23 protein-coding genes and 1 pseudogene are annotated in these 25,565 nt (G+C 71.2%); 15 read left to right on the top strand and 9 right to left on the bottom strand.

Annotated elements, in window-relative coordinates:
- The first annotated feature begins 86 nt into the window (after window positions 1–86).
- Complete coding sequence (locus OG245_RS16585; protein WP_032789017.1) at window positions 87–329, top strand: DUF397 domain-containing protein; 243 nt, start codon at window positions 87–89, stop codon at window positions 327–329.
- A 37-nt stretch (window positions 330–366) separates the two neighbouring features.
- Here OG245_RS16585 and OG245_RS16580 read toward each other — a convergent pair whose 3' ends face one another.
- A complete protein-coding gene (locus OG245_RS16580) occupies window positions 367–873 on the bottom strand; it encodes an ATP-binding protein (RefSeq protein WP_371624303.1) in 507 nt (168 codons plus the stop codon).
- A 355-nt stretch (window positions 874–1,228) separates the two neighbouring features.
- Here OG245_RS16580 and OG245_RS16575 point away from each other — a divergent pair, with 355 nt between their 5' ends.
- Both OG245_RS16575 and OG245_RS16570 read left to right on the top strand, forming a co-directional pair.
- Window positions 1,229–2,092 carry a helix-turn-helix domain-containing protein gene (locus OG245_RS16575; protein WP_371624302.1) on the top strand — a complete coding sequence of 288 codons (864 nt, stop codon included), beginning with the start codon at window positions 1,229–1,231 and terminating at the stop codon, window positions 2,090–2,092.
- A 58-nt stretch (window positions 2,093–2,150) separates the two neighbouring features.
- Window positions 2,151–3,608, top strand: coding sequence for an aldehyde dehydrogenase family protein (locus tag OG245_RS16570; protein ID WP_371624301.1), 1,458 nt, complete (start codon window positions 2,151–2,153; stop codon window positions 3,606–3,608).
- Here OG245_RS16570 and OG245_RS16565 read toward each other — a convergent pair.
- A complete protein-coding gene (locus OG245_RS16565) occupies window positions 3,553–4,638 on the bottom strand; it encodes a GlxA family transcriptional regulator (protein ID WP_371624300.1) in 1,086 nt (361 codons plus the stop codon). The genes OG245_RS16570 and OG245_RS16565 overlap by 56 nt on opposite strands.
- Before the next feature lie 64 nt (window positions 4,639–4,702).
- Here OG245_RS16565 and OG245_RS16560 point away from each other — a divergent pair, with 64 nt between their 5' ends.
- The 4 genes from OG245_RS16560 to OG245_RS16545 all read left to right on the top strand — a co-directional run bounded on the left by OG245_RS16560 (window position 4,703) and on the right by OG245_RS16545 (window position 8,585).
- Window positions 4,703–6,025 (top strand): MFS transporter, encoded by a 1,323-nt coding sequence (locus OG245_RS16560; protein ID WP_371624299.1) that lies wholly within the window; start codon window positions 4,703–4,705, stop codon window positions 6,023–6,025.
- Between the two features lie 24 nt (window positions 6,026–6,049).
- Window positions 6,050–6,691: a PadR family transcriptional regulator gene (locus OG245_RS16555; protein WP_371624298.1), complete on the top strand. Its 642-nt coding sequence runs from the start codon at window positions 6,050–6,052 to the stop codon at window positions 6,689–6,691.
- A 77-nt stretch (window positions 6,692–6,768) separates the two neighbouring features.
- Window positions 6,769–7,761 (top strand): ATP-binding cassette domain-containing protein, encoded by a 993-nt coding sequence (locus OG245_RS16550; protein ID WP_371624297.1) that lies wholly within the window; start codon window positions 6,769–6,771, stop codon window positions 7,759–7,761.
- On the top strand, window positions 7,758–8,585 hold the full coding sequence (locus OG245_RS16545) for an ABC transporter permease (RefSeq protein ID WP_371624296.1): 828 nt from the start codon (window positions 7,758–7,760) through the stop codon (window positions 8,583–8,585). The genes OG245_RS16550 and OG245_RS16545 overlap by 4 nt, the downstream gene beginning before the upstream one ends.
- A 52-nt stretch (window positions 8,586–8,637) precedes the next feature.
- Here OG245_RS16545 and OG245_RS16540 read toward each other — a convergent pair whose 3' ends face one another.
- The 4 genes and pseudogenes from OG245_RS16540 to OG245_RS16525 all read right to left on the bottom strand — a co-directional run bounded on the left by OG245_RS16540 (window position 8,638) and on the right by OG245_RS16525 (window position 12,657).
- Entirely contained in the window at window positions 8,638–10,065 is a 1,428-nt protein-coding gene (locus OG245_RS16540) for a glutamate decarboxylase (protein ID WP_371624295.1), read from the bottom strand.
- Between the two features lie 59 nt (window positions 10,066–10,124).
- The gene (wrbA, locus tag OG245_RS16535; RefSeq protein ID WP_371624294.1) at window positions 10,125–10,748 is read right to left on the bottom strand and encodes an NAD(P)H:quinone oxidoreductase; all 624 of its coding nucleotides are present in this window, start codon (window positions 10,746–10,748) and stop codon (window positions 10,125–10,127) included.
- A 129-nt stretch (window positions 10,749–10,877) separates the two neighbouring features.
- On the bottom strand, window positions 10,878–12,179 hold the full coding sequence (locus tag OG245_RS16530; RefSeq protein WP_371624293.1) for an ion channel protein: 1,302 nt from the start codon (window positions 12,177–12,179) through the stop codon (window positions 10,878–10,880).
- 62 nt (window positions 12,180–12,241) lie between these two features.
- Window positions 12,242–12,657, bottom strand: a pseudogene (locus OG245_RS16525) (YbjQ family protein).
- Window positions 12,658–12,807: 150 nt separating this feature from the next.
- On the opposite strand from OG245_RS16525, the gene OG245_RS16520 reads away from it, so the two are divergent.
- Window positions 12,808–13,533, top strand: a complete 726-nt coding sequence (locus tag OG245_RS16520; protein ID WP_371624292.1) for a DedA family protein — start codon at window positions 12,808–12,810, stop codon at window positions 13,531–13,533.
- Window positions 13,534–13,660: 127 nt separating this feature from the next.
- Here OG245_RS16520 and OG245_RS16515 read toward each other — a convergent pair whose 3' ends face one another.
- A complete protein-coding gene (locus tag OG245_RS16515; protein WP_371624291.1) occupies window positions 13,661–15,364 on the bottom strand; it encodes a threonine/serine exporter ThrE family protein in 1,704 nt (567 codons plus the stop codon).
- A 189-nt stretch (window positions 15,365–15,553) separates the two neighbouring features.
- On the bottom strand, window positions 15,554–16,048 hold the full coding sequence (locus tag OG245_RS16510) for an inorganic diphosphatase (protein ID WP_018959738.1): 495 nt from the start codon (window positions 16,046–16,048) through the stop codon (window positions 15,554–15,556).
- Window positions 16,049–16,161: 113 nt separating this feature from the next.
- Here OG245_RS16510 and dacB point away from each other — a divergent pair, with 113 nt between their 5' ends.
- From dacB to OG245_RS16475, 7 genes are all read left to right on the top strand, one after another.
- Window positions 16,162–17,625, top strand: coding sequence for a D-alanyl-D-alanine carboxypeptidase/D-alanyl-D-alanine-endopeptidase (gene dacB, locus OG245_RS16505; protein ID WP_371624290.1), 1,464 nt, complete (start codon window positions 16,162–16,164; stop codon window positions 17,623–17,625).
- Between the two features lie 82 nt (window positions 17,626–17,707).
- Complete coding sequence (locus OG245_RS16500; RefSeq protein ID WP_371624289.1) at window positions 17,708–18,844, top strand: zinc-dependent metalloprotease; 1,137 nt, start codon at window positions 17,708–17,710, stop codon at window positions 18,842–18,844.
- A 197-nt stretch (window positions 18,845–19,041) separates the two neighbouring features.
- Window positions 19,042–20,166 (top strand): tRNA lysidine(34) synthetase TilS, encoded by a 1,125-nt coding sequence (gene tilS, locus OG245_RS16495; RefSeq protein ID WP_371624288.1) that lies wholly within the window; start codon window positions 19,042–19,044, stop codon window positions 20,164–20,166.
- A gap of 98 nt (window positions 20,167–20,264) precedes the next feature.
- Window positions 20,265–20,804, top strand: coding sequence for a hypoxanthine phosphoribosyltransferase (gene hpt, locus OG245_RS16490; RefSeq protein ID WP_069756216.1), 540 nt, complete (start codon window positions 20,265–20,267; stop codon window positions 20,802–20,804).
- Between the two features lie 182 nt (window positions 20,805–20,986).
- Window positions 20,987–23,044: an ATP-dependent zinc metalloprotease FtsH gene (ftsH, locus tag OG245_RS16485; RefSeq protein WP_371624287.1), complete on the top strand. Its 2,058-nt coding sequence runs from the start codon at window positions 20,987–20,989 to the stop codon at window positions 23,042–23,044.
- A gap of 164 nt (window positions 23,045–23,208) precedes the next feature.
- Entirely contained in the window at window positions 23,209–23,814 is a 606-nt protein-coding gene (gene folE, locus OG245_RS16480) for a GTP cyclohydrolase I FolE (RefSeq protein WP_007456833.1), read from the top strand.
- Window positions 23,815–24,045: 231 nt separating this feature from the next.
- The gene (locus tag OG245_RS16475; RefSeq protein WP_371624286.1) at window positions 24,046–25,032 is read left to right on the top strand and encodes a hypothetical protein; all 987 of its coding nucleotides are present in this window, start codon (window positions 24,046–24,048) and stop codon (window positions 25,030–25,032) included.
- Window positions 25,033–25,070: 38 nt separating this feature from the next.
- Here OG245_RS16475 and OG245_RS16470 read toward each other — a convergent pair whose 3' ends face one another.
- The gene (locus tag OG245_RS16470; protein WP_371624285.1) at window positions 25,071–25,559 is read right to left on the bottom strand and encodes a DUF3180 domain-containing protein; all 489 of its coding nucleotides are present in this window, start codon (window positions 25,557–25,559) and stop codon (window positions 25,071–25,073) included.
- Window positions 25,560–25,565 lie beyond the last annotated feature (6 nt).

The following is a 25,565-nucleotide window of genomic DNA, read 5'->3' as shown; positions in this document are numbered from 1 at the left end:
CGTGCATCTGCTCATGCATTGGCATATGAACAGAGCTATGATCCGAGCTAGTTGACACCTGCACCTTGCAACTCGGGGAGCGTCCTGTGCACGACGTGTACAACGGCATGGCGGCCACAGAGCTTCGCGGAGTCGTCTGGCAGAAGAGCAGGCACAGCAACTCCCAGGGATCCTGTGTGGAGTTCGCGCGGCTGCCCGGAGGGAATGTGGCGATGCGGAACTCCCGCCACCCCGACGGGCCCGCCCTCGTCTATACGCCTGCGGAGATAGAGGCGCTGCTGCTCGGCGTCAAGGACGGCGAGTTCGACCACCTCGCCGCCGGCGCCTGACGCGGGGTCCGGCCCGTGACGGGCCGGACCGGGGTACTCACGAACCCGTCTTCGGGTTCTCCTGGAGCCGGAAAAGGGCCCAGACGACCTTGCCGTACAGCGGCCCGGAAGGCAGTTCTCCGAGCGGTACGGGAGAGGGGTGCCAGCCCCAGCTGTCACTGACGCATTCCACCAGGAACAGCCCGCGGCCTGATTCGGCGGAATCCGCCGCCTCGCCCGCCACCGGGCTCTCCCGGCTGGGGTCGCGCACGGCGCACACCAGTCGCGAGGTCCAGCGCATCAGGTGCAGTCGCACCGGCGGGTCCGTCAATTCCCGGGGCGGATCCTCGGGCAGCGCGTGGCGCAGGGCGTTGGTGACGAGTTCGGACACCACCAGGGCGACATCGTCGAAACGGTCGCCCAGTTCCCACCGCTCCAGCGTCGACCGGGTGAATTTCCTTGCTCCGCCGACCGCTTCGTAGCGTGCGGGCAGAGCGCAGGACGCCGATCCGGCAACCCCTGAGGGGTCGGTGGGGGGAAGCCCCTGCCGTAACGGCTCGAGCATCGTCGATCCATTCGTCCCCATACGAGGCACTCCCGGGATTCGCGGCTGTAGCGGCACTGCCTGTAGCGGTACTGCGGGGGGTACAGCGGCACAACACGAGCACGCAGGTGCGCGAGGACCATGGTTCCGAATGCGCAGGGCAGATGCAAGGGCAGATGCACGTGCACGCGCCGGACCTGCCCGATAGCGTGGTGGTTCTGGGGTATTTCTTCCCGAGGTCAGTTTCGGAGGTTTCCGGACGTCTTCCCGTTTCCGTAATCGAATGAGTACGGGCTGAAGCGTTTTGGTGGCAGAATCCGGCACTCGGGGTTGGGGGGCTCCGGATGCCAGGTAGGCGATGGGGAGGGTCGGACCAGTGTCGGCAGGCGAGTCGAGTGGATCGGTGGTGCGGCGCATCCTCCTGGGCTCTCAGCTCAGGAGATTGCGGGAGTCGCGCGGAATCACCCGTGAGGCGGCCGGCTACTCGATCCGGGCCTCCGAATCGAAGATCAGCCGCATGGAGTTGGGACGGGTGAGCTTCAAGGCCAGGGACGTCGAGGATCTGCTCACGCTCTACGGAGTCGCGGACGAGGCGGAGCGGGACTCCCTCCTCGGCCTGGCCCGTGAGGCCAACGTGGCGGGCTGGTGGCACAGTTACGGCGATGTGCTGCCCGGCTGGTTCCAGACGTACATCGGCCTGGAAGGTGCCGCCTCCCTCATCCGTATCTATGAAGTGCAGTTCGTGCACGGGCTGTTGCAGACCGAGGCATACGCCCACGCCGTCGTCTCGCGCGGGATGCGCGGTGCCTCGCCCGCCGAGATCGACCGCCGGGTGGCCCTGCGCCTGGAACGGCAGAAGGCCCTCGTCTCGGAGCGCGCCCCGGCGTTCCACGCCGTTCTCGACGAGGCGGCGCTGCGTCGCCCGTACGGCGAACGCGACGTCATGCGTGCCCAATTGCGGCATCTGATCGATATGTCGGAGCAGCCGAACATCACGCTTCAGGTCATGCCCTTCAGTCACGGCGGTCATGCCGGTGAGAGCGGATCGTTCACGATGCTGCGTTTCCCGGAATCCGACCTGTCGGACATTGTCTATTTGGAGCAGCTGACGAGTGCGCTCTATCTGGACAAGCCCGAGGAAGTCGCGCAGTACGAAAAGGCCATGGCGGGTCTCGCCCAGGACAGCCCCACGCCGGAAGACAGTCGGGATCTTCTGCGCGGTCTACTCCAACTGGCGTAATTTCTCAGTACGATGACGTCGCATCAGGAGTCTGCGAACGCCTGCAGTAAGGGATTGCATGTCCTACTTCCATGAACTGGCCCACCAGTACATCGACGGCGAGTGGCTGATCGGCAGCGGCTCGTGGGACATCATCGATTTCAATCCCTACAACGGTGAGAAACTCGCCGCCGTCACCGTGGCCACCGCGCTGGAGGTCGACCGGGCCTACCGGGCCGCCGAGCGGGCCCAGCGGGAATGGGCCGCCGTCAATCCGTACGAGCGCCGCGCCGTCCTCGAACGCGCGCTGCGCGCCACCCATGAGCGCACGGAACAGATCGTCGAGGCGATCATCGACGAACTGGGCGGCACCCGGCTGCGGGCCCAGTACGAGGTCCGCGGTGCCACCGAGTTCCTGCGCGAGGCGATCCGCCAGGCGCTGCGGCCCACCGGGCGGCTGCTGCCCGCCGTGGGGGACGGCCGGGAGAACCGGCTCTACCGGCTGCCCGTCGGCGTCGTGGGCGTCATCAGCGCCTTCAACTTCCCCTTCCTGGTGACGATGAAGTCCGTCGCGCCCGCGCTGGCGCTCGGCAACGCGGTCGTCGTGAAGCCCCACCAGAACGCGCCCGTCGTGGGCGGCGGTCTGATCGCGAGGATCTTCGAGGACGCCGGACTGCCGGCCGGGCTGCTCAACGTGGTGATCACCGACAGCGCCGAGATCGGCGACGCGTTCATCGAGCACCCCGTGCCCAAGGTGATCTCGTTCACCGGCTCCGACCGCGTCGGCCGGCACGTCGCCGCCACCGCGGCGGGCGCCTTCAAGCGGACCATCCTCGAACTGAGCGGGAACAGCGCCCTGGTGGTGCTGGAGGACGCCGACGTCGACTACGCGGTCCGGGCGGCCGTCTTCAGCCGCTTCCTGCACCAGGGGCAGGTCAGCATGGCGGCCAACCGCATCCTGGTGGACCGGTCGGTGGCGGCGGAGTTCACCGAGCGGTTCACCGCCGAGGTGGCCGCGCTGAAGACCGGGGACCCGAGGGACCCGGAGACCCGGATCGGACCGGTCATCAACGCCTTCCAGGCCGACGCGCTGGACGCTCTGGTGGACCGGGCGGTCGCGGACGGCGCGACGGCACTCGTGCGCGGCCGGACCGTCGGCAACGTCGTCGGTCCGACCGTCCTGACCGACCTCGCGGAGGACTCCCCGCTGCTTCACCAGGAGATCCTCGGCCCGGTGGCCCTGCTGATGACGTTCGACGGCGAGGAGGAGGCCGTGCGGATGGTCAACGAGAGCCCGTACGGACTCAGCGGCGCGGTGCACACCCGGGACGCGGAGCGCGGTGTGAAGTTCGCGCAGCGCATCGTCAGCGGGATGTTCCACGTCAACGACTCCACCGTGCAGGACGACCCGCTGGTCGCGTTCGGCGGCGAGAAGACGTCCGGGGTGGGGCGGCTGAACGGCGAGGCCGTCGTCGAGGCGTTCACCACCCAGCGGTGGATGTCGATCCAGCACGGCCGCTCGGCCTTCCCGTTCTGACGGGGGCTTCCGCCTTCCTCGGCTCTCCTCGGTCCGCCGGCCCCCGGAACGTGGTGCGGTAGGCGCTGGGCGAGACGCCGAGCGCCGCGTGGAAGTGCCGGCGCAGATTGGCCGCCGTGCCGAGCCCGGCGCGCGCGGCCACCTGCTCGACGGGTACGTCCGACTCCTCCAGCAACTCCCGTGCCAGTTCGATGCGTTGGTGGATCAGCCAGTTCATCGGCGTCAGGCCCACCTCGTCCCGGAACCGCCGGGTGAAGTGCCGCACGCTCATCGACTCCCTGGCCGCCAACTGTCCCAGCGTGATCGGGTCCTGGAGCCGCCGCAGCGCCCACGCGCGGGCGGCCGATGTCCCCGGGGCCGACCGTTCGGGCACCGGCCGGCGGATGTACTGGACCTGCCCGCCCTCGCGGTGGGGCGGCACGACCGTGCGCCGGGCCACGTCGTTCGCGACGGCGCTCCCGTGGTCGCGGCGGATCATGTGCAGGCAGAGGTCGATCCCCGAGGCGCAGCCCGCCGAGGTCAGCACGGTCTCGCCGTCGGTGTAGAGCACGTCCGGGTCCAGCTCGACCCGCGGGAAGAGCCGCGCGAACAGCTCCGTGTACCGCCAGTGGGTCGTCGCCCGGTGCCCGTCGAGCAGCCCCGCCGAGGCCAGCACGAACGCCCCGGTGCAGATCGAGGCCACCCGGACGCCGGGCCGGATCAGCGCGAGGGCCTCCGCCAGCGGGGCCGGGAGCGCCGGCGTCTCCTGGACGTAGTCCTCGTACGAGGACAGGACGACCACCGTGTCGGCCTCGGCCAGCGCCTCCGGGCCGTGCGGGACGGCCACGGTGAAGTCGCCGTCCGTGCGCACGTCCCCGGGCGACAGGGAGCAGGTGGCGACCTCGTACAGCGGCTCGCCGTCCGCCGAGGCCCCGTGCCGGGCCTGGCCGAAGAGCTGGTGCACGATGCCCAGCTCGATGGGGAGCAGGACCTCGCGGGCGAGCACGGCGACGCGGTGCCGCCCGGGGCGGGTGAAGACCGTCATGGCCATATCCTTGCGCACCTGGTCCATCCGGACACTCGTGGGGCCGGGCCCCGGTCGCGACGCTGATGCCATGGCCTCCTCGACCTCGATGCCCCCGCACACACCGCCCTCCCGCCGGCCCTTCCTCCTCCACCGCGCCTGGCTGATGGCCGCCGTCGCGGGCGCGGCCATCGTCACGGCCGGGGCGTTCACCACCGTGCCGGGCCTGCTGGTGACGCCCCTGCACGAGGAGTACGCCTGGGAGCGCGGGCAGGTCGCGCTCGCCGCCTCGGTGAACATGGTGCTGTTCGGCCTCACCGCCCCGTTCGCGGCGGCGCTGATGGACCGGGTCGGGGCCCGCCGCGTCGTGATGGGCGCGCTGCTCCTGGTCTCGGCGGGGGCGCTGCTCACCGGCGTCATGACGCGGCCGTGGCAGCTGGTCGCGTACTGGGGGGTGCTGATCGGCCTCGGCAGCGGCTGCCTGACCATGACGTTCGCCGCCGGGATCACCGCCCGCTGGTTCGACCGGCGGCGCGGCCTGGTGACCGGTGCGCTCAGCTCCTCCAGCCACCTGGGCCAGTTGCTCTTCCTGCCCCTGCTGGCCTGGTCCGTGGGCCGCTTCGGCTGGCGTCCGCCGGTGGTGACGCTGGCGCTGGTGGCCCTGGCGGTCGCCGCCCTGGTGTTCCTGCTGCTGCGCGACCACCCGGCGGACGCGGGCGTGAAGCCGTACGGGGCCGAGGAGTTCGTCCCGAGGCCGCCCCCGGTCCCCGGGGCGGACGTCCGGGCGCTGAGGGTGCTGCTGCGTGCGGCGCGCACCGGTCCGTTCTGGTTGCTGGCCGGGATGTTCGCCCTCTGCGGGGCCTCCACCAACGGCATCATGTGGTCCAACTGGGCGCCCGCCGCGCACGATCACGGCATGCGGGCCACGGCGGCGGCCTCGCTTCTGTCGCTCGTCGGGATCTTCTCCGCCCTCGGCGCGCTGCTGGCCGGGTGGCTGACCGACCGGATCGATCCGCGCCGTCTGCTGACCGTCTGCTTCGCCGTCCGCGCGCTCACCCTGCTCGCCCTGCCCCTGGTGTTCACCTCCACGGTCACGGCCCCGATGCTGCTGTTCACGGTGGTCTACGGACTCGTCGACGTCGCGACCGTGCCGCCCGTCATCGAGCTGGCCCGCCGCGTGTACGGGGACGACGGCCCCGTGGTCTTCGGCTGGACGAACGCGGCCCACCAGCTGGGGGCGGGCGCCTCGGCGTATCTCGGGGCCACCGCGCGGGACGCCCTCGGCACGTACGACGCGGTGTGGGCCGCGCTGGCGGCCGGCTGCCTCGTCGCCGCGGTTCTGGCCCCGGCCGTACGCGTGAGGGCACACCGACCGGTCGAACGCAAGGCGGCGGGCTACCCTAGTCAAAGTTGAATAGGAAGATGGGTGTTGGGTGTCATGTCCGCGATCCGACTGCTGGTCCTCGGCGCCGTGCGCATGCACGGCCGCGCGCACGGCTACCAGGTCCGCAACGACCTGGAGTACTGGGGCGCGCACGAGTGGTCCAACGCCAAGCCCGGGTCGATCTACCACGCCCTGAAGCAGATGGCGAAGCAGGGGCTGCTGCTCGCGCACGAGACGGCCCCCTCCACGGTGGGCGGCCCGCCGCGCACCGAGTACGAGGTCACGGACGAGGGGCTGGCGGAGTACCGCACCCTGCTGCGCGAGGCCATCCGCGCCTACGACCAGAACATGGACGTCCTCTCGGCCGCGATCGGGTTCATCGTCGATCTGCCCCGCGCGGAGGCGGTCGAGCTGCTCAAGGAGCGGATCGAGGCCATCGAGGGGTGGCGGAAGTCGGTCACCGAGTACTACACGCCGGAGGACGGCCCCGAATCCCTCGGCCACATCGGCGAGATCATGAACCTGTGGGTGCACTCGGCCGACTCCGGCGCGGAGTGGACCCGGGGCCTGATCGCCCGTATCGAGGGCGGCGCGTACACCTTCGCGGGCGAGGGCGACCCGTTCGTCGGCGTGCTCGCCGACGGCGAGGAGAACCCCTACGCCACCGGTGTCCCCGACCCGGGGGACCGCGACTAATCAAGTTTGACGAATGGTCGATCCGGGTTTACCTTCGACCTTCTAGTCAAGTTTGACTACAGGAGGGTGCGGGAAACGTGACCGAAGCGATCGTCATGGACGGCGTGCACAAGCGGTACGGGGAGAAGCGCGCCCTGGACGGACTGGACCTGGTCGTCGGCAGCGGCACCGTGCACGGAGTGCTCGGCCCCAACGGGGCGGGCAAGACCACCGCCGTACGGATCATGTCGACGCTGCTGCGCCACGACGCGGGCCGGGTGACCGTGGCCGGCCTCGACGTCCGCGAGCGGGCGGGCGAGGTGCGGCGCAGGATCGGGCTCCTCGGCCAGCACGCGGCGGTGGACGAGCAGCTCGGCGGGCGGCAGAACCTGGAGATGTTCGGGCGGCTGTACCACCTGGGCGCACGCCGGGCGGGCAGCCGGGCGGACGAGCTGCTGGAGCGGTTCGGCCTCGCGGACACCGGGCGCAAGGCCGTCAAGCAGTACAGCGGCGGCATGCGCAGACGCCTCGACCTGGCCGCGTCGCTGATCACCGACCCGGACGTGCTGTTCCTGGACGAGCCGACGACCGGCCTCGACCCGCGCGGCCGGACCGAGGTGTGGGACGCGGTGCGGTCCCTGGTCGGCGGCGGCACCACGGTGCTGCTGACCACGCAGTATCTGGAGGAGGCGGACCAGCTGGCCGACCGGATCTCCCTCATCGACCACGGCCGGGCCGTTGCTGAGGGCACCCCCGACGAGCTGAAGGCCCTCGTCGGCGGCGACCGGATCGACATCGTCCTGCGCGACGCGTCCCGGCTGGTGGAGGCGGGCGCCCTGCTCGGCGGCGCGGACCTGGTGCTGGACGCCGACCGGCGGCGGATCGGCGCGCCCGCCCCGGACCGGATGGCGGCCCTGACGCGGACGGTGCGGGTGCTGGAGGAGGCGGGCATCGAGGCGGAGGACATCGCGGTGCGCCGCCCCACCCTGGACGAGGTGTTCCTGTCGCTGACCGGTCAGCCCGCCGGCGCACGGGGTACGGCGAAGTCGGGGAAGACGCCGAAGGCGGGAAAGACGGAGGTGGCGGCATGAGCGCGGCGACGACGACGGCGACCGGACCGGGCGGGGCGTCCTCCCGGCTCGGCTGGGCCCTGGCGGACTCCTGGACGATGACCCGCCGCGAACTGGCGCACTGGGCCCGGCAGCCCGTCGCGGTCCTGGTCAACCTGGTCTTCCCGGTGATGCTGCTGCTGATGTTCACCTATCTGGTCGGCGGCGGCCGGGGCGTGGACGGCGACCCCACGGAGTTCCTGGTCCCCGGGATGCTCGCGCTGACCATGGCCTTCGGCCTGGAGAGCACGATGCTCGCGGTCACCCAGGACCTCGGCAAGGGCGTCATCGACCGCTTCCGCTCGATGCCGATGGCCCCCGGCGCCGTCCTGGTCGGCCGCAGCGTCGCGGACATGCTCCAGTCGACGGCCGCGCTCGCGGTGATGACCGGGGTCGGGTACGCGGTCGGCTGGCGCTGGCACCACGGGGCCGCCGCCGCGCTGGGGGCGTTCGGGCTGCTGCTCCTGCTGCGGTTCGCGATGCTCTGGGTCGGCATCCTGCTGGCCATGGTGGCGGGGCGGCCGGAGATGGTCGCGGCGGTCCAGATCCTGGTCTGGCCGGTCGGCTTCCTCTCCAACGCCTTCGCCACCCCCGCGTCGATGCCGGGCTGGCTGGGCGCGGTGGTCGAGTGGAACCCGATGTCCGCCACGGCCACCGCCGTACGGGAGCTGTTCGGCAATCCGGGCGGCGCGACCGGCTCCTGGGCGGCCGAGCACGCCGAACTCCTCGCGGTGCTCTGGCCGGTGGCCATCATCGCGGTGTTCTTCCCGCTGGCGGTGGCCAAGTTCGCGCGCCTCAACCGGTAGCCGTGCTCGTGATGGCGCGGCGAGCCGCTCCGGGTGGCCCCGCGGGCCGTGCTCAGTGGTGGAAGGCCGTCGGGGCCGCCCGATCGTGGCTCAACGGGTGCTTCTGAGCCCGGAGTTCGGGAAGCAGCAGCTTCAGGTCCTCGATCAGCAGCTCGGCCAGGTCCGAGGAGAACCCGTTGCGGCACACCACGCGCAGCACCGCGAGGTCCTGCCGGTTGGCGGGGAAGGTGTAGGCGGGCACCAGCCAGCCGCGCTCCCGCAGCCGGCGGGACACGTCGAAGACGTCGTACGCGTGCACGTCCGCGTTGGTCGTGAAGGCGAACACCGGCAGCTCGTCGCCCCGGGTGAGCAGCCGGAAGTCGCCCAGCTCCTCGATCGCGCGGGCCAGGCCGCAGGCCACGTCCCGGGATGCCTGCTGGACCGCGCGGTAGCCCTCGTGCCCGAGGCGCAGGAAGGTGTAGTACTGCGCGACCACCTGCGCCCCGGGCCGGGAGAAGTTCAGCGCGAACGTCGGCATGTCGCCGCCCAGGTAGTTGACCCGGAAGACCAGCTCCTCGGGCAGCGCGTCCGCCGTCCGCCACAGCGCCCAGCCGACCCCCGGGTAGACGAGGCCGTACTTGTGCCCCGAGGTGTTGATCGACGCCACCCGCGGCAGCCGGAAGTCCCACACCAGGTCCGGGTCGAGGAAGGGCGCCACCATCGCGCCCGACGCCCCGTCCACATGGACCGGGACGTCGAGGCCGGTCCGCTCCTGGAGCGCGTCCAGGGCCGCGCACAGCTCGGCGATCGGCTCGTAGGACCCGTCGAAGGTGGAGCCGAGGATGCCGACGACCCCGATGGTGTTCTCGTCGCACAGCTCGGCGGCGGCCGCCGGGTCGAGGTGGAACCGCTCGCCCTCCATGGGCACGAGCCGGGCCTCCACCTCCCAGAAGTCGCAGAACTTCTCCCAGCAGATCTGCACATTGACGCCCATCACCAGATTGGGCCGGGCCGTCGCGGGATAGCGGTCCGCGTTCCGCTTCGCCCAGCGCCGCTTCAGGGCGAGCCCCGCGAGCATGCACGCCTCGCTCGACCCGGTGGTCGAACACCCCACGGTCGCCGTCGGATCGGGCGCGTTCCACAGGTCGGCGAGCATCGCCACACAGCGCCGCTCCAGCTCGGCGGTGCGCGGGTACTCATCCTTGTCGATCATGTTCTTGTCCCGGCACTCACCCATCAGGACGCCTGCCTGCGGCTCCATCCACGTGGTGACGAAGGTGGCCAGGTTGAGCCGCGCGTTCCCGTCGAGCATCAGCTCGTCGTGGACCAGCCGGTACGCCGTCAGCGGCGGCAGCGGCCCGTCGGGCAGCCGGTGCCGGGGCGGCGCGGTGTTCATCGCGGCCGTCGGGTCCGCCTCGCCGAAGAACGGGTTCAGGGCGAGCCTGCGCCGCTCCTCGGAGGGTTCGTCCTGTTCCGGGTGGGCACCGCGGTGGAGCGGCATGGTGGGGCCCTTCTCTCGGCCGAAGCGGTCGGGGTGCGGGGTCGGTTCCGGGTGCGGGGTCAGCTCTCGGCGGCCAGGCCCGCCTTGATCGCCCGGGTGAACTTCACGACCCGCTCGGCCTGCACCCGGGCCGCCGTCAGGGTCTGCTCGCCGACCGGGATGTCGCCCTGCCCGGCGACGTGGGAGGTGCCGTACGGGTTGCCGTCCACGAACTTCGTGGGGTCGGTGTACCCGGGGGTGACGAGGATGCCGCCGAAGTGGTGGATCGTGTTGTAGAGCGCGAGCAGCGTGGACTCCTGGCCGCCGTGGGCGGTGGCGCTGGAGGTGAAGCCGCTGTAGACCTTGTCGGCGAGCTGCCCCGCCTGCCACATCCCGCCGAGCGTGTCGATGAACTGCTTCAGCTGGGCGGTGACGTTCCCGTACCGGGTCGGCGAGCCGAAGATCACCGCGTCCGCCCACGCCATGTCGTCCTGCGAGACCTCGGGGACGTCCGCGGTCGCGTGGACGTTCTCGGCCCACGCCGGGTTGGAGTCGATGGCCGCCTGCGGGGCGAGCTCCGCCGCCCGGCGCAGCCGCACCCGCGCCCCGGCCCGCTCGGCGTCCTCGGCCATCGCCCTCGCGATCGTGGCGACGGTGCCGGTGGAGGAGTAGTAGATGACGGCGACGTTGACGGGCGTGGGCATGCGGGGGACCTCCGTCGGAGCGGGACCGATACAGGGCGGCGCAAAAGCGCACGAATCAGACGATACGGAGATTCCGTGTGTCCGGCGCGGCGGACGGGGCCTTCTCCGTGACCGCGGGCGCCGCCCCTCTCAGCGCAGCGACCTCCCGTCCCCGTCCAACTGCATCTGGGCCCGCCCCGTGACCAGCAGCCAGGCGGGCAGGGTGGCGGCGCACAGCAGCGGCAGCACGGACGTGTCGCTCACCAGCACCGCCGCGGTGAACAGGCTCACCCAGCCCTGCCGGGTGACGGCCAGCAGCACGCCCAGCACCGCGCAGGACACCGCGAGCGACGGCGGGACCGCGTCGACCAGCGCGTGGGCGCAGAGCCCGAGCGACACCCCCGCGAAGACCGCCGGGAAGATCCGACCGCCCCGGAAGCCGCACGCCGCCGCGATCACCAGGGCGGCCGTCTTCACCACCGCCATCCCCGCGAACTCCCCGGCCGACCAGCCGTCCGGGTCCCCGGCGAGCGTCTTCACCTCGTCGAGCCCCTTGAAGAGGGTGAGGTGGCCGCCCAGCGCGCCGAGCAGCCCCAGCGCCAGCCCGCCCAGCGTCAGGGCGAGCACCGGACGCCGCAGCGCCGTGAAGGCCCGGTGGGCCACCGGGAACGCGTACACCGCGAGCAGGCCGAGGAGCGCGCCCGCCGAGGCGATCAGCAGGGCGGAGAGCAGATCGCCCCAGTGCGGACCGGCGTACGCCGGGAGGGACAGGTCGAAGCTGGGGTGCGCGATCAGCGACATGGTCAGCGCGCCCGCCGTGCCGGCCGCGAGCGGGGCGAACAGCCGGTCCCAGAACGCCCCGGGGCCCGGCTGCGAGGCCAGCGTCTCGGAGAGGATCAGCGCGGCGGCGACCGGAGTCCCGAAGAGGGCCCCGATGGTCCCGGCCGCGGCGAGCGCCACCCACAGCTCGCCCGGCGCACCGGGCGCGAACCGCCGGCCGAGCCAGAAGGCCAGCGCGATGTTGGCCGCCGTGATCGGGTTCTCCGGCCCCAGACTCACCCCGCCCGCCAGCGCCAGGGTGGTCACCAGGAGCAGCCCGGGCACGATGCCGGGCCTCATCGGCGCGTCCACCAGCCCGGTGGTGGCCGGATCGGGCCCGCCGTGACCGGGTACGGCCTTCAGGACGAGCCCCACCGCGAGACCGGTCGCGGTGAGCATCACGATCATCCACAGAGAGGAGAACCGCCCCACCCCGAGCGCGTCGGGCAGCGTCTCCCAGAGCACGTCCTGGAGCCGCTCCGCCAGCAGGCTCACCCCGAGCAGGATCAGCGCGCAGGCGACGCCGACGGCGATCGCGGGCAGCACGAGCGGCAGCAGCCGCCGGGCCGGGGCGGCCGGAGGACGCGGGGGGCTCGGGGGAGCCGGCGGAGGTACGGGGGATTCGGGGGCCACCGGCTCACCCTAGGGTGATGAAGCAGACAAAACGCCCCAATGGTGGCCCCGCCGGCCCCGCGTCACACCTTGCTGATCACCGCCGCCGTCCCGTACGCGCAGACCTCCGTGCCCACGTCCGCCGCCTCCGTGACGTCGAAGCGCATCATCAGGACCGCGTTCGCGCCACGGGCCCTGGCCTGTTCCACGAGCCGTTCCATCGCCTGGTTGCGGGTCTCGACCAGCGTCTTCGTCAGCCCCTTCAGCTCACCGCCGATCATCGACTTCAGCCCGGCGCCGATCTGGCTGCCGAGATGACGGATGGGGCCTCCTCTGGTCGAGCGCAGCCGAGAGCTTGGGGAAGTACGGTCAGTCCGAAGACCTCGCCGAAGACCTCGCCGATGACCTGCGTCACCTGATGGCCGGGTACGTCGTTCGTGGTGACGACCAGCACGTCCGCCTGGGCGGCCTGACCGCCGCCGAAATCCTCAATGCCCATGTTTGTGGCACCTCCTGTGATCACCTTCGGATCGCTCCACGGGATGCGCATTCCCGCTGTGCGCCACTGGAACCAAGGGCACCGGCCGGGCGTTGATAGCTTGGGGCAGCCACAGAGCCGCCATCGCACACCATCCTGGAGCCCGGACCCTTGAATACGCTTGCGCTCGGACCGAGCTGGCTGGACCCGGACTATCTGCTCAACACGTTCGGACTTCCCGGCCTCCTCCTCATCGTCTTCGCCGAGTCCGGCCTCCTGATCGGGTTCTTCCTGCCCGGCGACTCGCTGCTGTTCACCACGGGGCTGCTGGTGACCACGGGCCAGCTGAAGTACCCGCTCTGGCTGGTCTGCACGCTGGTCGCCGTCGCCGCGATCGTCGGCGACCAGGTGGGCTATCTCTTCGGCCGCAAGGTCGGCCCGGCCCTCTTCAAGCGCCCCGACTCCCGCCTCTTCAAGCAGGAGAACGTGGAGAAGGCCCACGAGTTCTTCGAGAAGCACGGCCCGAAGTCCCTGGTCCTGGCGCGCTTCGTGCCCATCGTGCGCACCTTCACGCCGATCATCGCGGGCGTCAGCCGGATGAACTACCGCTCCTTCATCACGTACAACATCGTCGGCGCGATCCTCTGGGGCGTCGGCGTCACCGTGCTCGGCGCGATGCTCGGCAAGATCGACTTCGTGCACGAGCACATCGAGATGATCCTCATCCTGATCGTGCTCATCTCCGTGGTGCCGATCGTGGTCGAGGTGCTCCGGGCCCGCAGCCAGGGCAAGAAGGCCGCCGCGGCCGAGGCACTGGAGGGCGGCGGCTCCGGCCGCCCCCCGGCGCGCGGCAACGGCCCCTCCACCGGCCAGCGCGGCCGGCACGCCAAGCGCTGACCCCGCGCCGCGTACGTACGCACCGAAGGCGCCCCTCCCCGCTGACCGGGGGAGGGGCGCCTTCGCCGTACGGGGTGCGGGTAGCCCGGCCGCGCGGAGTCCGTACGGCCCCGGCGGCCGCGGGCGCTCAGAACCCCCTGGTCCGCTTCGCCGCCCGGCGGCTCGCCCCGCCGACCGAGCCCGGCACCCCCATGAACAGCCGCGAGATCTCACTCCCCAGGTTCACCCCGATGGCGATGGCCAGCGCCGTCGCGACCGCCGTCGACAGCGAGGCCAGCCCCGTGTCCAGCTCGTTCTGCGCCACGCCCAGCAGACCGAAGTACGTCGCCGAACCGGGCAGCAGCGGCCCGATCGCCGCCGTGATGTAGGGCAGCGAGGAAGTGAACCGGTAGCGCGAGAACAACTGGCCGAACAGCCCCACCAGACCGGCCGCCACCGCCGTCGCCGCGACCGGCGAGATCCCTCCGGTGCGGGCCAAAGCCCCGAAGATGATCCAGGCCACGCCGCCGTTCAGGGTGACCGCCAGCACGGTCGAGCGCTCCTGCTGGAGCAGCACCGCGAACGCCAGGCTCAGCCCCATCGACGCCAGGATCTGGATCGCCGGCTCGTTGTACGGCGTGAACCGCGCCTCCGGATTGAGCTGGGCCCCCAGTTGCAGCCCCAGATACAGGACGATCAGCACACCCGCGACGATCCCGATGAAGAAGTACATGACCTCCAGCAGGCGGGCCGAGGCGGTGATGTAGTAGCCGGTCAGCCCGTCCTGCACCCCCGCCACCAGCGCCCGCCCCGGCAGCAGCGCGAACAGCCCACCGGTGATCACCGCGGACGGCCGGATGTCCGTCGAATGGGTCAGCGTCAGCGCCACCCCCATCGCGGCGGGCGGCATCGCGGCCACCGTGAACTGGTAGAACTCCGGCAGCCCGCGCCCGGCGCACAGCCACGCGAGGCGGTCGCCGAGCATCGCGCCCGCCGCCGCCACGACGAACACCAGGAACCCGCCGCCGACCAGCACGGAGGCCGAACCGGCCAGCAGCCCGGCGGCCGCCGTCAGCACCCAGCCCGGATACGGGTGGCGATTACGACGGATCTCCGCGAGCCGCCGGTAGGCCTCCTCCAGCGAGATCTCGGTGTCCGCGCTGGTGATGTCGTCGACCAGCCGGAACACGGCCGCCAGACGGGTGTAGTCGGTGCCCCGGCGGCGTACCGTACGGCTCGCCGTCACCGGGTCGTCGACCAGCGACGGCTGGTGCGAGATGGACAGCAGCGTGAACGTGACCGTCGGCTCGCTGCGGTCGAGACCGTAGGACCGCGTCACCGCGAACATCGCCGCCTCGACGTCCTCGGCGCCCTCGCCGCCCGCCAGCAGCAGCTCCCCGATACGCAGCGTCAGGTCGAGCACGCGCGGCACGGCGGGACCCGTCTCGTCGTCGGTCCGCTGGATCGCCTCCGTGGCCGGACGCTCGGTCACCGGCATCCGCAGCATCGTGCGCATCCGGTCCTGCCAGGGCGCCTCCTTGGTCAGCCTGACCATCGGAATGCCCTGCGCCGGGGTGAACGCGGGCGGCGCCTGCTGGGCGTTGTACGTGCTCGGCGGGGTGAAAGCGGAACTCAGCGTGTCGGAGTTCGAACCGCCCCCGGGGCCGCCGCCAGAACCGGCCGGACCGGCCTGCTCCTGGTGCACACCGGTCGGCAACGCGAACTCCGACGTCGGATGGTCCTCCTCGGGCGGCGATGCCGGCTGACTCGTCCCCGCGGGTGGAGCGAACGCGCTCCGCGCCTCGTCGGACTGGGGCTTCTGGTCCTCAGGACCGCCCGATTCCGCCACCACTCGACCTCGTTCCTCCTCGACCGCACCACCCTGGGTGTCTGTCCCGTCGCACGTCTGCCCAGTATGGCCACGCGCATGGGCCCCGCACGCGCGGAAGTGCGGACAGCGAAACGGGCGGCACACCCGCGAAGGTGTACCGCCCGTTCCCCTACGGCCGTCCGGCTCACAAACGGAACCGGAAGAAGGACGTCAGTGCGCGCCGCCCTGCGCCTCAAGACGCTTGTACGAGGCCTCGATCTCGGCCTCCGCCTCGGTACGGCCGACCCAGTCGGCGCCCTCGACGGACTTGCCCGGCTCCAGGTCCTTGTAGACCTCGAAGAAGTGCTGGATCTCCAGGCGGTCGAACTCCGACACGTGGTGGATGTCGCGCAGGTGCTCCACCCGCGGGTCGGACGCCGGGACGCAGAGCAGCTTGTCGTCGCCGCCCGCCTCGTCGGTCATCCGGAACATCCCGATGGCACGGCACTTGATGAGGCAACCGGGGAAGGTCGGCTCGTCCAGGATGACCAGCGCGTCCAGCGGGTCGCCGTCCTCGCCGAGGGTGTTCTCGACGAAGCCGTAGTCGGCCGGGTAGCTGGTCGAGGTGAAGAGTCGACGGTCCAGGCGGATCCGACCGGTCTCGTGGTCCACCTCGTACTTGTTCCGCGAACCCTTCGGGATCTCGATGGTGACGTCGAACTCCACGGGTGGCTCCTCCATGATCAACACATACGACTGGTGATTAAGTGTCCCCCACGCAGAAGAGTGCTCGCGAAAGGGGCTGGTCAACGGTGGCCGAGCCGGTGGAAAGACCGTCGATGCGCCCGTCGGACCCGTGGGGCAGGCTGAAGGTCCTGAAGAACAGACACAACGGGTCGTACACCTGGCAGGTCATCGCAGGCTCCGCCACGCTCGGCCTGGTCGTCGCTGCCGGCGCCGTCCTCGCCGCCGGCCCCTGGGACAACGGTCAGCGTAAGGCCGAGCGGGCACTGGCAGTCGCCGCGGACCGAACAGGTGGCGCACATCACGGCCGCCCGACGCCCGACGGCCCCCGCCCGGCCCCCAGCGCCCCGGCCGTCCTCCCGGCCCTCGGCACCACCGCCCGCGACGCCCCGAGGGACGCCGCGGCGCTCCGCGACACCCTCGCCCCGCTCATCGGCGCGCCCGGACTCGGCGACACGGTCGCCGCGTCCGTCATCGACACCGCCACCGGCGAGCAGCTGTACGGAACCGGCGCCACCACCCCGATGACGCCCGCCTCCACCATCAAGATCGCCACCACCACCGCCGCGCTCTCCGTCCTGGGCCCCGACCACCGCATCGCCACCACCGTCGCGCTGTCCCCCGACGCCCGCACCCTCACCCTCGTCGGCGGCGGCGACCCCACGCTGAGCAGGGCGGCCCTGCGCTCGATGGCCGCCGACGCCGCGAAGGCCCTGCGCGAGGACGGCGAGGACGGCGAGGACGGTCCCGTACGCCTCGCGTACGACACCTCCCGCTACACCGGCCCCGTGCTCCACCCGATCAGCCCCAACGAGAACATCGCCCCCGTCACCGCCCTGATGGTCGACGAGGGCCGTCTGAACGACACCGACCGCGGCCCCGCCAAACGCACCGACGACCCCGCCGGCGACGCCGCCCGCGCCTTCGCCGCACAGCTCAAGAAGGCCGGCGTCGAGGTCACCGGCACGCCCCGCGAGGCCCGGCCGGCGGACGAGTCCCGCACCGTCGCCACCCACCGCTCGGCCCCGCTCGCCGCCCTCGTCGAGCGCACCCTCACCAACAGCGACAACGACATCGCCGAGGCCCTCGCCCGGCAGACCGCCATCGCCAAGGGCGAGAGCGCCGACTTCGCCGGAGCCCGCCGCGCCGTCACCAACGAACTGAAGAAGCTGAGGATCCCGGTGACCGGGGCCCACCTCGCCGACGGCAGCGGCCTGGACCGGGAGGACCGGGTCACCCCCGCCCTCCTCACCGCCCTCCTCGCCCGCGCCGCCGACCCCGACCGCCCCGGACTCCGCCCGGTCCTCACCGGCCTCCCGATCGCCGGATTCAGCGGCACCCTCGGCGACCGCTACCAGGACGGCTCCGAAGGCACCGGCCTGATCCGCGCCAAGACCGGCACCCTCAACGGCGTCAACTCCCTCGCCGGAACCGTCGTCGACCCCCGCGGCCGCCTGCTCGCCTTCGCCTTCCTCGCCTCCGGCAGCCTCTCCGCGACCGAGGCCGAACCCGCCCTCGACGCCCTGGCCACCGCACTCGCCCGCCCCACGGCCGAGTAGCCCCCCCGACAGACCCCCGACAGACCCCCGACAGACCCTCAAGACCCCACCACCGAGCGACGGGCTCACGTACGGTTGACGCATGACGAGCATCGGTGGTGCCCAGATGGTCGACTGGAATCTCGCGGTCGCGACCGCGACCCGACTGGTCCGGCCCGGCCCCGACATCAGCCGCGAGGAGGCCCGCGCCGTCGTCGCGGAGCTGCGTCGGCACGCCAGGGCCTCGGAGGAACACGTCCGGCTCTTCACCCGGATGATCCCCGAAGGGACCGAGCCCGAGGACACCCCCGTCCTCGTCGTCGACCGGGCCGGCTGGATCAAGGCCAACGTCGCCGGCTTCCGCGAACTGCTGCGCCCCCTGCTCGCCAAGATGGAGAGCCGCCGCTCCGGCGGACCCGGCGGCGCCGTCCTCGGCGCGGTCGGCGGCAAGGTCACCGGCGTCGAACTGGGCATGCTGCTCTCGTTCCTCGCCTCCCGGGTGCTCGGCCAGTACGAGACGTTCGCCCCGGCCACCCGGGACCTGCCCTCCGCCGCCGACGGCGGCGGCCGGCTGCTCCTCGTCGCCCCCAACATCGTCCACGTCGAACGCGAGCTGGACGTCGACCCGCACGACTTCCGGCTCTGGGTCGCCCTCCACGAGGAGACCCACCGCACCCAGTTCACCGGCGTGCCCTGGCTCCGCGACCACCTCCAGGGCGAGATCCAGACGTTCCTCGACGAGACCGACGTCGACCCGATGACCTTCCTGGAACGCCTCCGCGAGGCCGCCCAGTCCCTCTCCGGCGCCGGACGGCCCGAGGGCGAACAGGGCGAGAGCGACAGCCGGAGCCTCGTCGACATCGTCCAGACCCCCGCCCAGCGCGAAGTGCTCGGCCGCCTCACCGCCGTCATGTCCCTCCTCGAAGGACACGCGGACTTCGTGATGGACGGAGTGGGCCCCGAGGTCGTCGGCTCCGTCGCCGAGATCCGCGAGAAGTTCCAGCAGCGCCGGGCCCAGGGCGCCGGCCGTCTCGACCAGGCCCTGCGCAAGCTCCTCGGCCTGGACGCCAAGCTCCGGCAGTACAAGGACGGCGAGAAGTTCGTACGATCGGTCGTCGAAGAGGTCGGCATGGACGGCTTCAACCGCGTCTGGACCTCACCGAACACCCTCCCGACCAAGGCCGAGATCGCCAAGCCCGCCGACTGGGTCGCGCGGGTGCACCGCAAGGCCGAATCCTGACCGCCGGACCGTCCGGATACTCCCGGGGGACCGATATTGGCCCTCCAATCACCCATCCGAGGGACCGTAGGGGCACGGGAAGGCGTGCAATGCTCGATGAACAGCTTGCCTCTGTCACCATCGACGCACTCTGAGTGACGGGACTCACCCGTTCCGGCGCTCGACGCTCCTCCCGAACTCCACGAAGGGCACCGGACATGGGTCCCCATCCTGCGGTCGCGGCGATACGCCTGGCGGTCCGCCGCGTACTCCACGACGTACTCACCGAATTCCACCGGCACGCCGACCACGACCGGCCCGCCGAGGCGGCGAGGCGCCCCGCGCACGCCGCCCGCCCCCGCTACGCCGAGGCCGGCGCCGCGGGCAGGGCCGCTCTCCCCGAGCGACCCGCACTCCCCGAACGGCCCGACACCCCGCTCGTCCTCGTCGCCTGCTCCGGCGGCGCCGACTCCATGGCGCTCGCCTCCGCGCTCGCGTTCGAGGCCCGCAAACTCTCCGTCCGGGCCGGCGGCATCACCGTCGACCACAACCTCCAGCCGGGATCCGGTCTCCGCGCCGCCGAGGTCGTCACCCGGCTCACCGCCATGGACCTCGACCCCGTCGAGGCCGTCGCCGTGCACGTCGGACGCGAGGGCGGCCCCGAGGCCGCCGCCCGCGACGCCCGCTACGCCGCGCTGGACGCCGCCGCCGAACGCCACGGTGCCGCCGCCGTCCTGCTCGGCCACACCCGCGACGACCAGGCCGAGACGGTCCTCCTCGGCCTCGCCCGCGGCTCCGGCATCCGCTCGCTCTCCGGCATGGCCGCCGCCTCCGGGCCGGCCGGCCGCTACCGCCGCCCCTTCCTCCAGCTCGACCGGCAGGCCGTCCGCAAGGCCTGCCTGGTCCAGTCCCTGCCCGTCTGGGACGACCCGCACAACATCGACCCCGCCTACACCCGCTCCCGGCTCCGCCACGAAGGCCTGCCCGCCCTGGAGAAGGCGCTCGGCAAAGGCGTCGTCGAGGCCCTCGCCCGCACCGCCCAGCTCTCCCGCGACGACGCCGACGCCCTGGACACCTGGGCCGCCGAGGCCGAGCTGTCCGTACGCGACGACACCGGCCGCCTGGAGTGCGCCAAGCTCTACGTCCTGCCGCCCGCGGTACGCCGCCGGGTGCTGCGCCGCGCACTGATCGAGGCCGGGGCGCCCGCGGGCTCCCTCTTCGCCCGGCACCTCGAAGAAGTCGACCGTCTCATCACCGGCTGGCGCGGCCAGCGGGCCATCAACCTGCCCGGCCGCGTCGAGGCGATGCGACAGGGTGGCAGACTGGTCATTCGGCAGAGCTGACGCGCAAGCGGCTGAAGTGCAGGCGAACAGCCGGCCCGGCCCGGGGCGCTTTCCCGGGCCGGCAGGCAGAGAAAGAGACGTGGGTGAACGAGAAGGACATGGGTACCGACCTTCAGTCGGTGCTCCTCACCAAGGAAGAGATCGACGCGAAGCTCGTCGAGCTGGCCGCGAAGATCGACGCGGAGTACGCGGGCAGGGACCTGCTGATCGTCGGCGTCCTCAAGGGCGCGGTGATGGTCATGGCGGACCTGGCGCGCGCGCTGTCCACCCCCGTCACGATGGACTGGATGGCCGTCTCCTCGTACGGGGCCGGCACCCAGTCCTCCGGCGTCGTCCGGATCCTCAAGGACCTCGACACCGACATCAAGGGCAAGCACGTCCTGATCGTCGAGGACATCATCGACTCCGGCCTGACGCTGTCCTGGCTGCTGTCCAACCTGGGCTCCCGCGAGCCGGCCTCGCTGGAGGTCTGCACCCTGCTGCGCAAGCCGGATGCCGCAAAGGTCGCGATCGATGTGAAGTGGATCGGTTTCGACATCCCCAACGAGTTCGTCGTCGGCTATGGGCTGGACTACGCCGAGAAGTACCGCAACCTGCCCTTCGTCGGCACGCTCGCCCCGCACGTCTACGGCGGCTGACCCCGGCCGGACCGCCGGGGAACCCTCACCGCACCCGGGCCGTTGAAGCTTCGAAAGCAGGTTTCTCCGCCGTACCCGGCAGTCGCGGGTGACGATGCTGGGGTACCGTCCGAAGAACAGTCTTTTCAAACAGCAGCATTTACCTACGGGCAGGAGGGACGGGGCGTCTTCGCTCCGTATGGATGGACGTGAAGCGATACTTCCGTGGGCCCGTCATGTGGATCGTGCTGGCCGTCCTCGCCGTGGTCGTGTTGATGCAGGTCGTCGGCTCGTCGGGTGGCCACAAGACCGTGGACACCGGCAAGGTGATCCAGGCGATCAGCAAGGACCAGGTGGAGCAGGCCAAGCTGACCACCGGTGACGAACAAATCCTCAAGATCGAGCTGAAGAAGGGCCAGAAGCTCGAAGGCGAGTCCGGCAGCAAGTTCCAGGCGAGCTACATCGGCAACCAGGGCGTCGAGCTCGCCGACACGTTGCAGCAGAAGTTCGAGAACGGCGACATCGAGAAGGGTTACACCGTCTCGCCGTCGAAGCAGTCCCCGTTCGTCTCGATCCTCCTCTCGCTGCTGCCCTTCGTCCTCATCGTGGTCGTCTTCCTGTTTCTGATGAACCAGATGCAGGGCGGCGGATCCAAGGTCATGCAGTTCGGCAAGTCCAAGGCCAAGCTGATCACCAAGGACACCCCCAAGACGACCTTCGCCGATGTGGCGGGATCCGACGAGGCGGTCGAGGAGCTCCACGAGATCAAGGAGTTCCTCCAGGAGCCGGCGAAGTTCCAGGCCGTCGGCGCCAAGATCCCCAAGGGCGTCCTGCTCTACGGGCCGCCCGGTACGGGCAAGACGCTGCTCGCACGCGCCGTCGCCGGCGAAGCGGGCGTGCCGTTCTACTCGATCTCCGGCTCCGACTTCGTCGAGATGTTCGTCGGCGTCGGCGCCTCCCGGGTGCGCGACCTCTTCGAGCAGGCCAAGGCGAACGCCCCGGCGATCGTCTTCGTCGACGAGATCGACGCCGTCGGCCGCCACCGCGGTGCCGGCATGGGCGGCGGTCACGACGAGCGTGAGCAGACGCTCAACCAGCTGCTCGTCGAGATGGACGGGTTCGACGTGAAGGGCGGCGTCATCCTGATCGCCGCCACGAACCGCCCGGACATCCTCGACCCGGCGCTGCTGCGCCCGGGACGCTTCGACCGGCAGATCGCGGTCGACCGCCCGGACATGCAGGGCCGCCTGGAGATCCTCAAGGTGCACCAGAAGGGCAAGCCCGTGGCGGAGGGCGTCGACCTCGGCGCCGTCGCCCGACGCACGCCCGGCTTCACCGGCGCCGACCTGTCGAACGTGCTCAACGAGGCCGCGCTCCTGACGGCGCGCAGCAACAAGAAGCTCATCGACAACGAGAGCCTCGACGAGGCCATCGACCGCGTCGTGGCGGGCCCGCAGAAGCGGACCCGGATCATGTCCGAGAAGGAGAAGAAGATCACCGCGTACCACGAGGGCGGACACGCCCTGGTCGCGGCGGCCTCCCCCCAGTCGGACCCGGTCCACAAGATCACGATCCTCTCCCGCGGCCGCGCTCTCGGTTACACGATGGTGCTCCCGGAGGAGGACAAGTACTCCACGACCCGCAACGAGATGCTCGACCAGCTGGCGTACATGATGGGCGGGCGTGCGGCCGAGGAACTGGTCTTCCACGACCCGACCACCGGCGCTTCGAACGACATCGAGAAGGCCACGGCGACGGCCCGCGCGATGGTCACGCAGTACGGCATGACGGAGCGCCTCGGCGCGATCAAGTTCGGCAGTGACAACTCGGAGCCCTTCCTGGGCCGCGAGATGGGTCACCAGCGCGACTACTCGGAAGAGGTCGCCGCACTGGTCGACGAGGAGGTCAAGAAGCTCATCGAGACCGCCCACAACGACGCGTGGGAGATCCTCGTCGAGAACCGCGACATCCTCGACGCCCTGGTGCTCGAACTGCTGGAGAAGGAGACGCTGGGCAAGGACGAGATCGCGGAGATCTTCGCCCCGCTCGTCCGGCGCCCCGCCCGACCGGCATGGACCGGATCCGCCCGACGCACCCCGTCGACGCGGCCCCCCGTGCTCTCTCCCAAGGAGCTGGCCCTCACCAACGGCGCATCGGTCGCCAACGGTTCCGCCACCCCGCCGGAGATCGCCCCGGCGGACCTGACGAAGGACATCGCCCCGTCCCCCGAGGCGAGCCCCGAGGAGCGTCCCGAGAGCTAGTCCCGGACCGACTCCGGTGAGACCCCCGTCACGGGGGCCGAACCGGTTCCGGAATGGATGCCGCGCCCCCCAGGTTTTAGCCTGTGGGGGCGCGGCTTTTCCGTATGCCTGCGACGTCCGATCGCGAACCCGCGCACGGGACAGCACAGAGGAACGAGGCACAGATGACCGACCCGGTGACGCTGGACGGCCAGGGTTCGATCGGCGAATTCGACGAGAAGCGGGCCGAGGCGGCCGTACGCGAACTGCTGATCGCCGTCGGGGAGGACCCGGACCGCGAGGGCCTGCGGGAGACGCCGGGGCGGGTGGCGCGGGCGTACAAGGAGATCCTCGCGGGTCTGCGGCAGGAACCCGAGGACGTGCTCACCACGACGTTCGATCTAGGGCACGACGAGATGGTCCTGGTAAAGGACATCGAGATCATGTCGCTCTGCGAACACCACCTCCTGCCCTTCCACGGCGTCGCGCACGTCGGCTACATACCGGCCGACTCCGGCAAGATCACCGGCCTGTCGAAGCTGGCCCGCCTGGTGGACGTCTTCGCGCGCAGGCCCCAGGTGCAGGAACGCCTCACCACGCAGGTGGCGGACTCGCTCATGAGGATCCTGGAAGCGCGGGGAGCGATCGTGGTGATCGAGGCCGAGCACATGTGCATGTCGGTGCGCGGCATCCGCAAGCCCGGGGCGAAGACCACGACGTCGGCCGTACGCGGCCAGCTCCGCGATGCCTCGACCCGCGCCGAGGCGATGAGCCTCATATTGGCGCGCTAAGGGCTGTCCCGCACTTCCCGGCGGGCGCGCGACGACAGCTACGGCACCTCGCCGCGTTGTCGGAACGTCCCCATACATCCAGTATGCGGACGTCCCTCCGCCTTGCGATGCACCGCATCTGACGCCGCGCGCCGATCCACCGGGAATTGTGGGACAGCCCTTTGCCGGCTTTGTCAGTGGTGCCCGATACGCTCCTCGGCCTGTCATGGTGAACAGGCCGAGGAGCGCCGTATGAGTGGGCTACCGAGCAAGCAGACCGTGAACGCGGTCGGAGGACGTCTCCGGGCCCGGGAGGTCGCCGTCGGCACCAGGCTGTGGACGCTGGACGGGTCCCGTGCGGAACAGACGACGGTCACGGACGTGACGGCCGTCAAGGCGAGAGCAGCCGCGGAGGTCGTCACGAGCCATGCGGCTTTCACGCTCGCCGGGGGCCTCCTGCTGGCCACACCGAGCGGCTGGATCCGTGCCGAGGATGCCGCGGGCAGAACCGTCGCGTGGACCCACGCGCGCAAGCTCTGCCGCGAACGGTTCACGTTCCGCATGGGATACGCCTTCGGCTACTTCGTGGGGGCCACCTGTGCGGACGGCACGGTGGGCAGGAACTACGTGTCGCTTGTCGTGAACGACGAGGCGTTCGCCGGCCGGTACGCGCGCAGCCTCACCGAGGCGACGGGCCTGGCAGCCCGGCTCCAGCCCGTGACTCGGCCCTCCGGCTACCTGGGCCGGGAGATTCCGGGCTTCCGTGTCCGGGTGGTGTCCTCCTACCTCGCCGACGCCCTGCGCCACTACGCCGGCGGCGACGCGCACCACATGAGGCAGGAGTTTCCCCGGGTCGTGCTGCGGGACCGTGAGATCTTCGACGGGTTCCTCGACGGATACGCGGACGGTGACGGCTGCCGCGCCAAGCACTGGGCCGGCCGGACCCTGGTCAGCGCCAATGTGCCTTTCCTCGTCGACCTGGCCGAGGTCATCGGCGCGCGGTTCGCCCCCAGCAGGAAGGGTCTCGCGTCGCACCTGACGCTGGTGGACCGCTGGGCGGCCCGCGGCACATTCCGACCCGAGCATCACGACGCCCGGCCCGTGGAATCCGGCTGGGTGACCGTCGAGTCCGTGCGGCCCCGCCCCGCGCCCGGCAAACCGTTCACCGTCTACGGATACCGGCTTCGCCCGCATCCCGCGTTCCTGGTCAACGGGCATCTGGTCCGCGCGGCGGCGTGACCCGGGCGGCGACGCATGGGCCGGGCGCTTGTCGTGCCCTACGCGGCCGCCGCCCCCGTGCCGTCGTGGTCGTTGCCCTTCTCCGGGAGGCGGCAGACGCGTTCCAGGAAGAGGGCGGCGGCGATGACCGCGATGCCCGCCACCATCGCCGCGCCCGCGTAGATGGCCTGGTCGCGGCGGGGCGGGATGTCGAGGTAGCTCAGGAGGAAGACGCCGGTGCCGCCGTACATCCCGGCGACCAGGGCGGCCACCAGGGCGCTCGCCTGGCCGAAGACGACCGCCCGGGCCGCGAACAGGGGCTCGACGCCCTTGGCGCCGGGGCGGCGTTCGCGCTGGGCGCGGAGGCGGGTGCGGGTGGAGAGGGCGGTCGCGAGGAGGATCGCCGCGATCACGGCGAGCACGATCGACGCGGCCAGCGGGACGCTCGGCAGGGTGCCGAGGGAGTCCCAGAGGCGGGCCCCGCCCCAGGAGAGGACACCGGCGGCGGCGAAGAGGCCCGCCAGTACCCCGAGCCGTAGTTGCTTCACCGAGTG

It is taken from the genome of Streptomyces sp. NBC_01116 (assembly GCF_041435495.1).
Lineage (GTDB): Bacteria > Actinomycetota > Actinomycetes > Streptomycetales > Streptomycetaceae > Streptomyces.
This window is presented reverse-complemented; position numbering and strand designations above follow the sequence as displayed.

What these genes read in the sequence shown, in the direction of transcription:
- OG245_RS16580 (WP_371624303.1), bottom strand. Translation starts at nt 873, where the DNA reads ATGCTCGAGCCGTTACGGCAGGGGCTTCCCCCCACCGACCCCTCAGGG.
- OG245_RS16570 (WP_371624301.1), top strand. Translation starts at nt 2,151, where the DNA reads ATGTCCTACTTCCATGAACTGGCCCACCAGTACATCGACGGCGAGTGG.
- OG245_RS16565 (WP_371624300.1), bottom strand. Translation starts at nt 4,638, where the DNA reads ATGGCCATGACGGTCTTCACCCGCCCCGGGCGGCACCGCGTCGCCGTG.
- OG245_RS16560 (WP_371624299.1), top strand. Translation starts at nt 4,703, where the DNA reads ATGGCCTCCTCGACCTCGATGCCCCCGCACACACCGCCCTCCCGCCGG.
- OG245_RS16555 (WP_371624298.1), top strand. Translation starts at nt 6,050, where the DNA reads ATGTCCGCGATCCGACTGCTGGTCCTCGGCGCCGTGCGCATGCACGGC.
- OG245_RS16545 (WP_371624296.1), top strand. Translation starts at nt 7,758, where the DNA reads ATGAGCGCGGCGACGACGACGGCGACCGGACCGGGCGGGGCGTCCTCC.
- OG245_RS16540 (WP_371624295.1), bottom strand. Translation starts at nt 10,065, where the DNA reads ATGCCGCTCCACCGCGGTGCCCACCCGGAACAGGACGAACCCTCCGAG.
- wrbA (WP_371624294.1), bottom strand. Translation starts at nt 10,748, where the DNA reads ATGCCCACGCCCGTCAACGTCGCCGTCATCTACTACTCCTCCACCGGC.
- dacB (WP_371624290.1), top strand. Translation starts at nt 16,162, where the DNA reads ATGCGCCCGTCGGACCCGTGGGGCAGGCTGAAGGTCCTGAAGAACAGA.
- OG245_RS16500 (WP_371624289.1), top strand. Translation starts at nt 17,708, where the DNA reads ATGACGAGCATCGGTGGTGCCCAGATGGTCGACTGGAATCTCGCGGTC.
- tilS (WP_371624288.1), top strand. Translation starts at nt 19,042, where the DNA reads ATGGGTCCCCATCCTGCGGTCGCGGCGATACGCCTGGCGGTCCGCCGC.
- hpt (WP_069756216.1), top strand. Translation starts at nt 20,265, where the DNA reads ATGGGTACCGACCTTCAGTCGGTGCTCCTCACCAAGGAAGAGATCGAC.
- ftsH (WP_371624287.1), top strand. Translation starts at nt 20,987, where the DNA reads ATGGACGTGAAGCGATACTTCCGTGGGCCCGTCATGTGGATCGTGCTG.
- folE (WP_007456833.1), top strand. Translation starts at nt 23,209, where the DNA reads ATGACCGACCCGGTGACGCTGGACGGCCAGGGTTCGATCGGCGAATTC.
- OG245_RS16475 (WP_371624286.1), top strand. Translation starts at nt 24,046, where the DNA reads ATGAGTGGGCTACCGAGCAAGCAGACCGTGAACGCGGTCGGAGGACGT.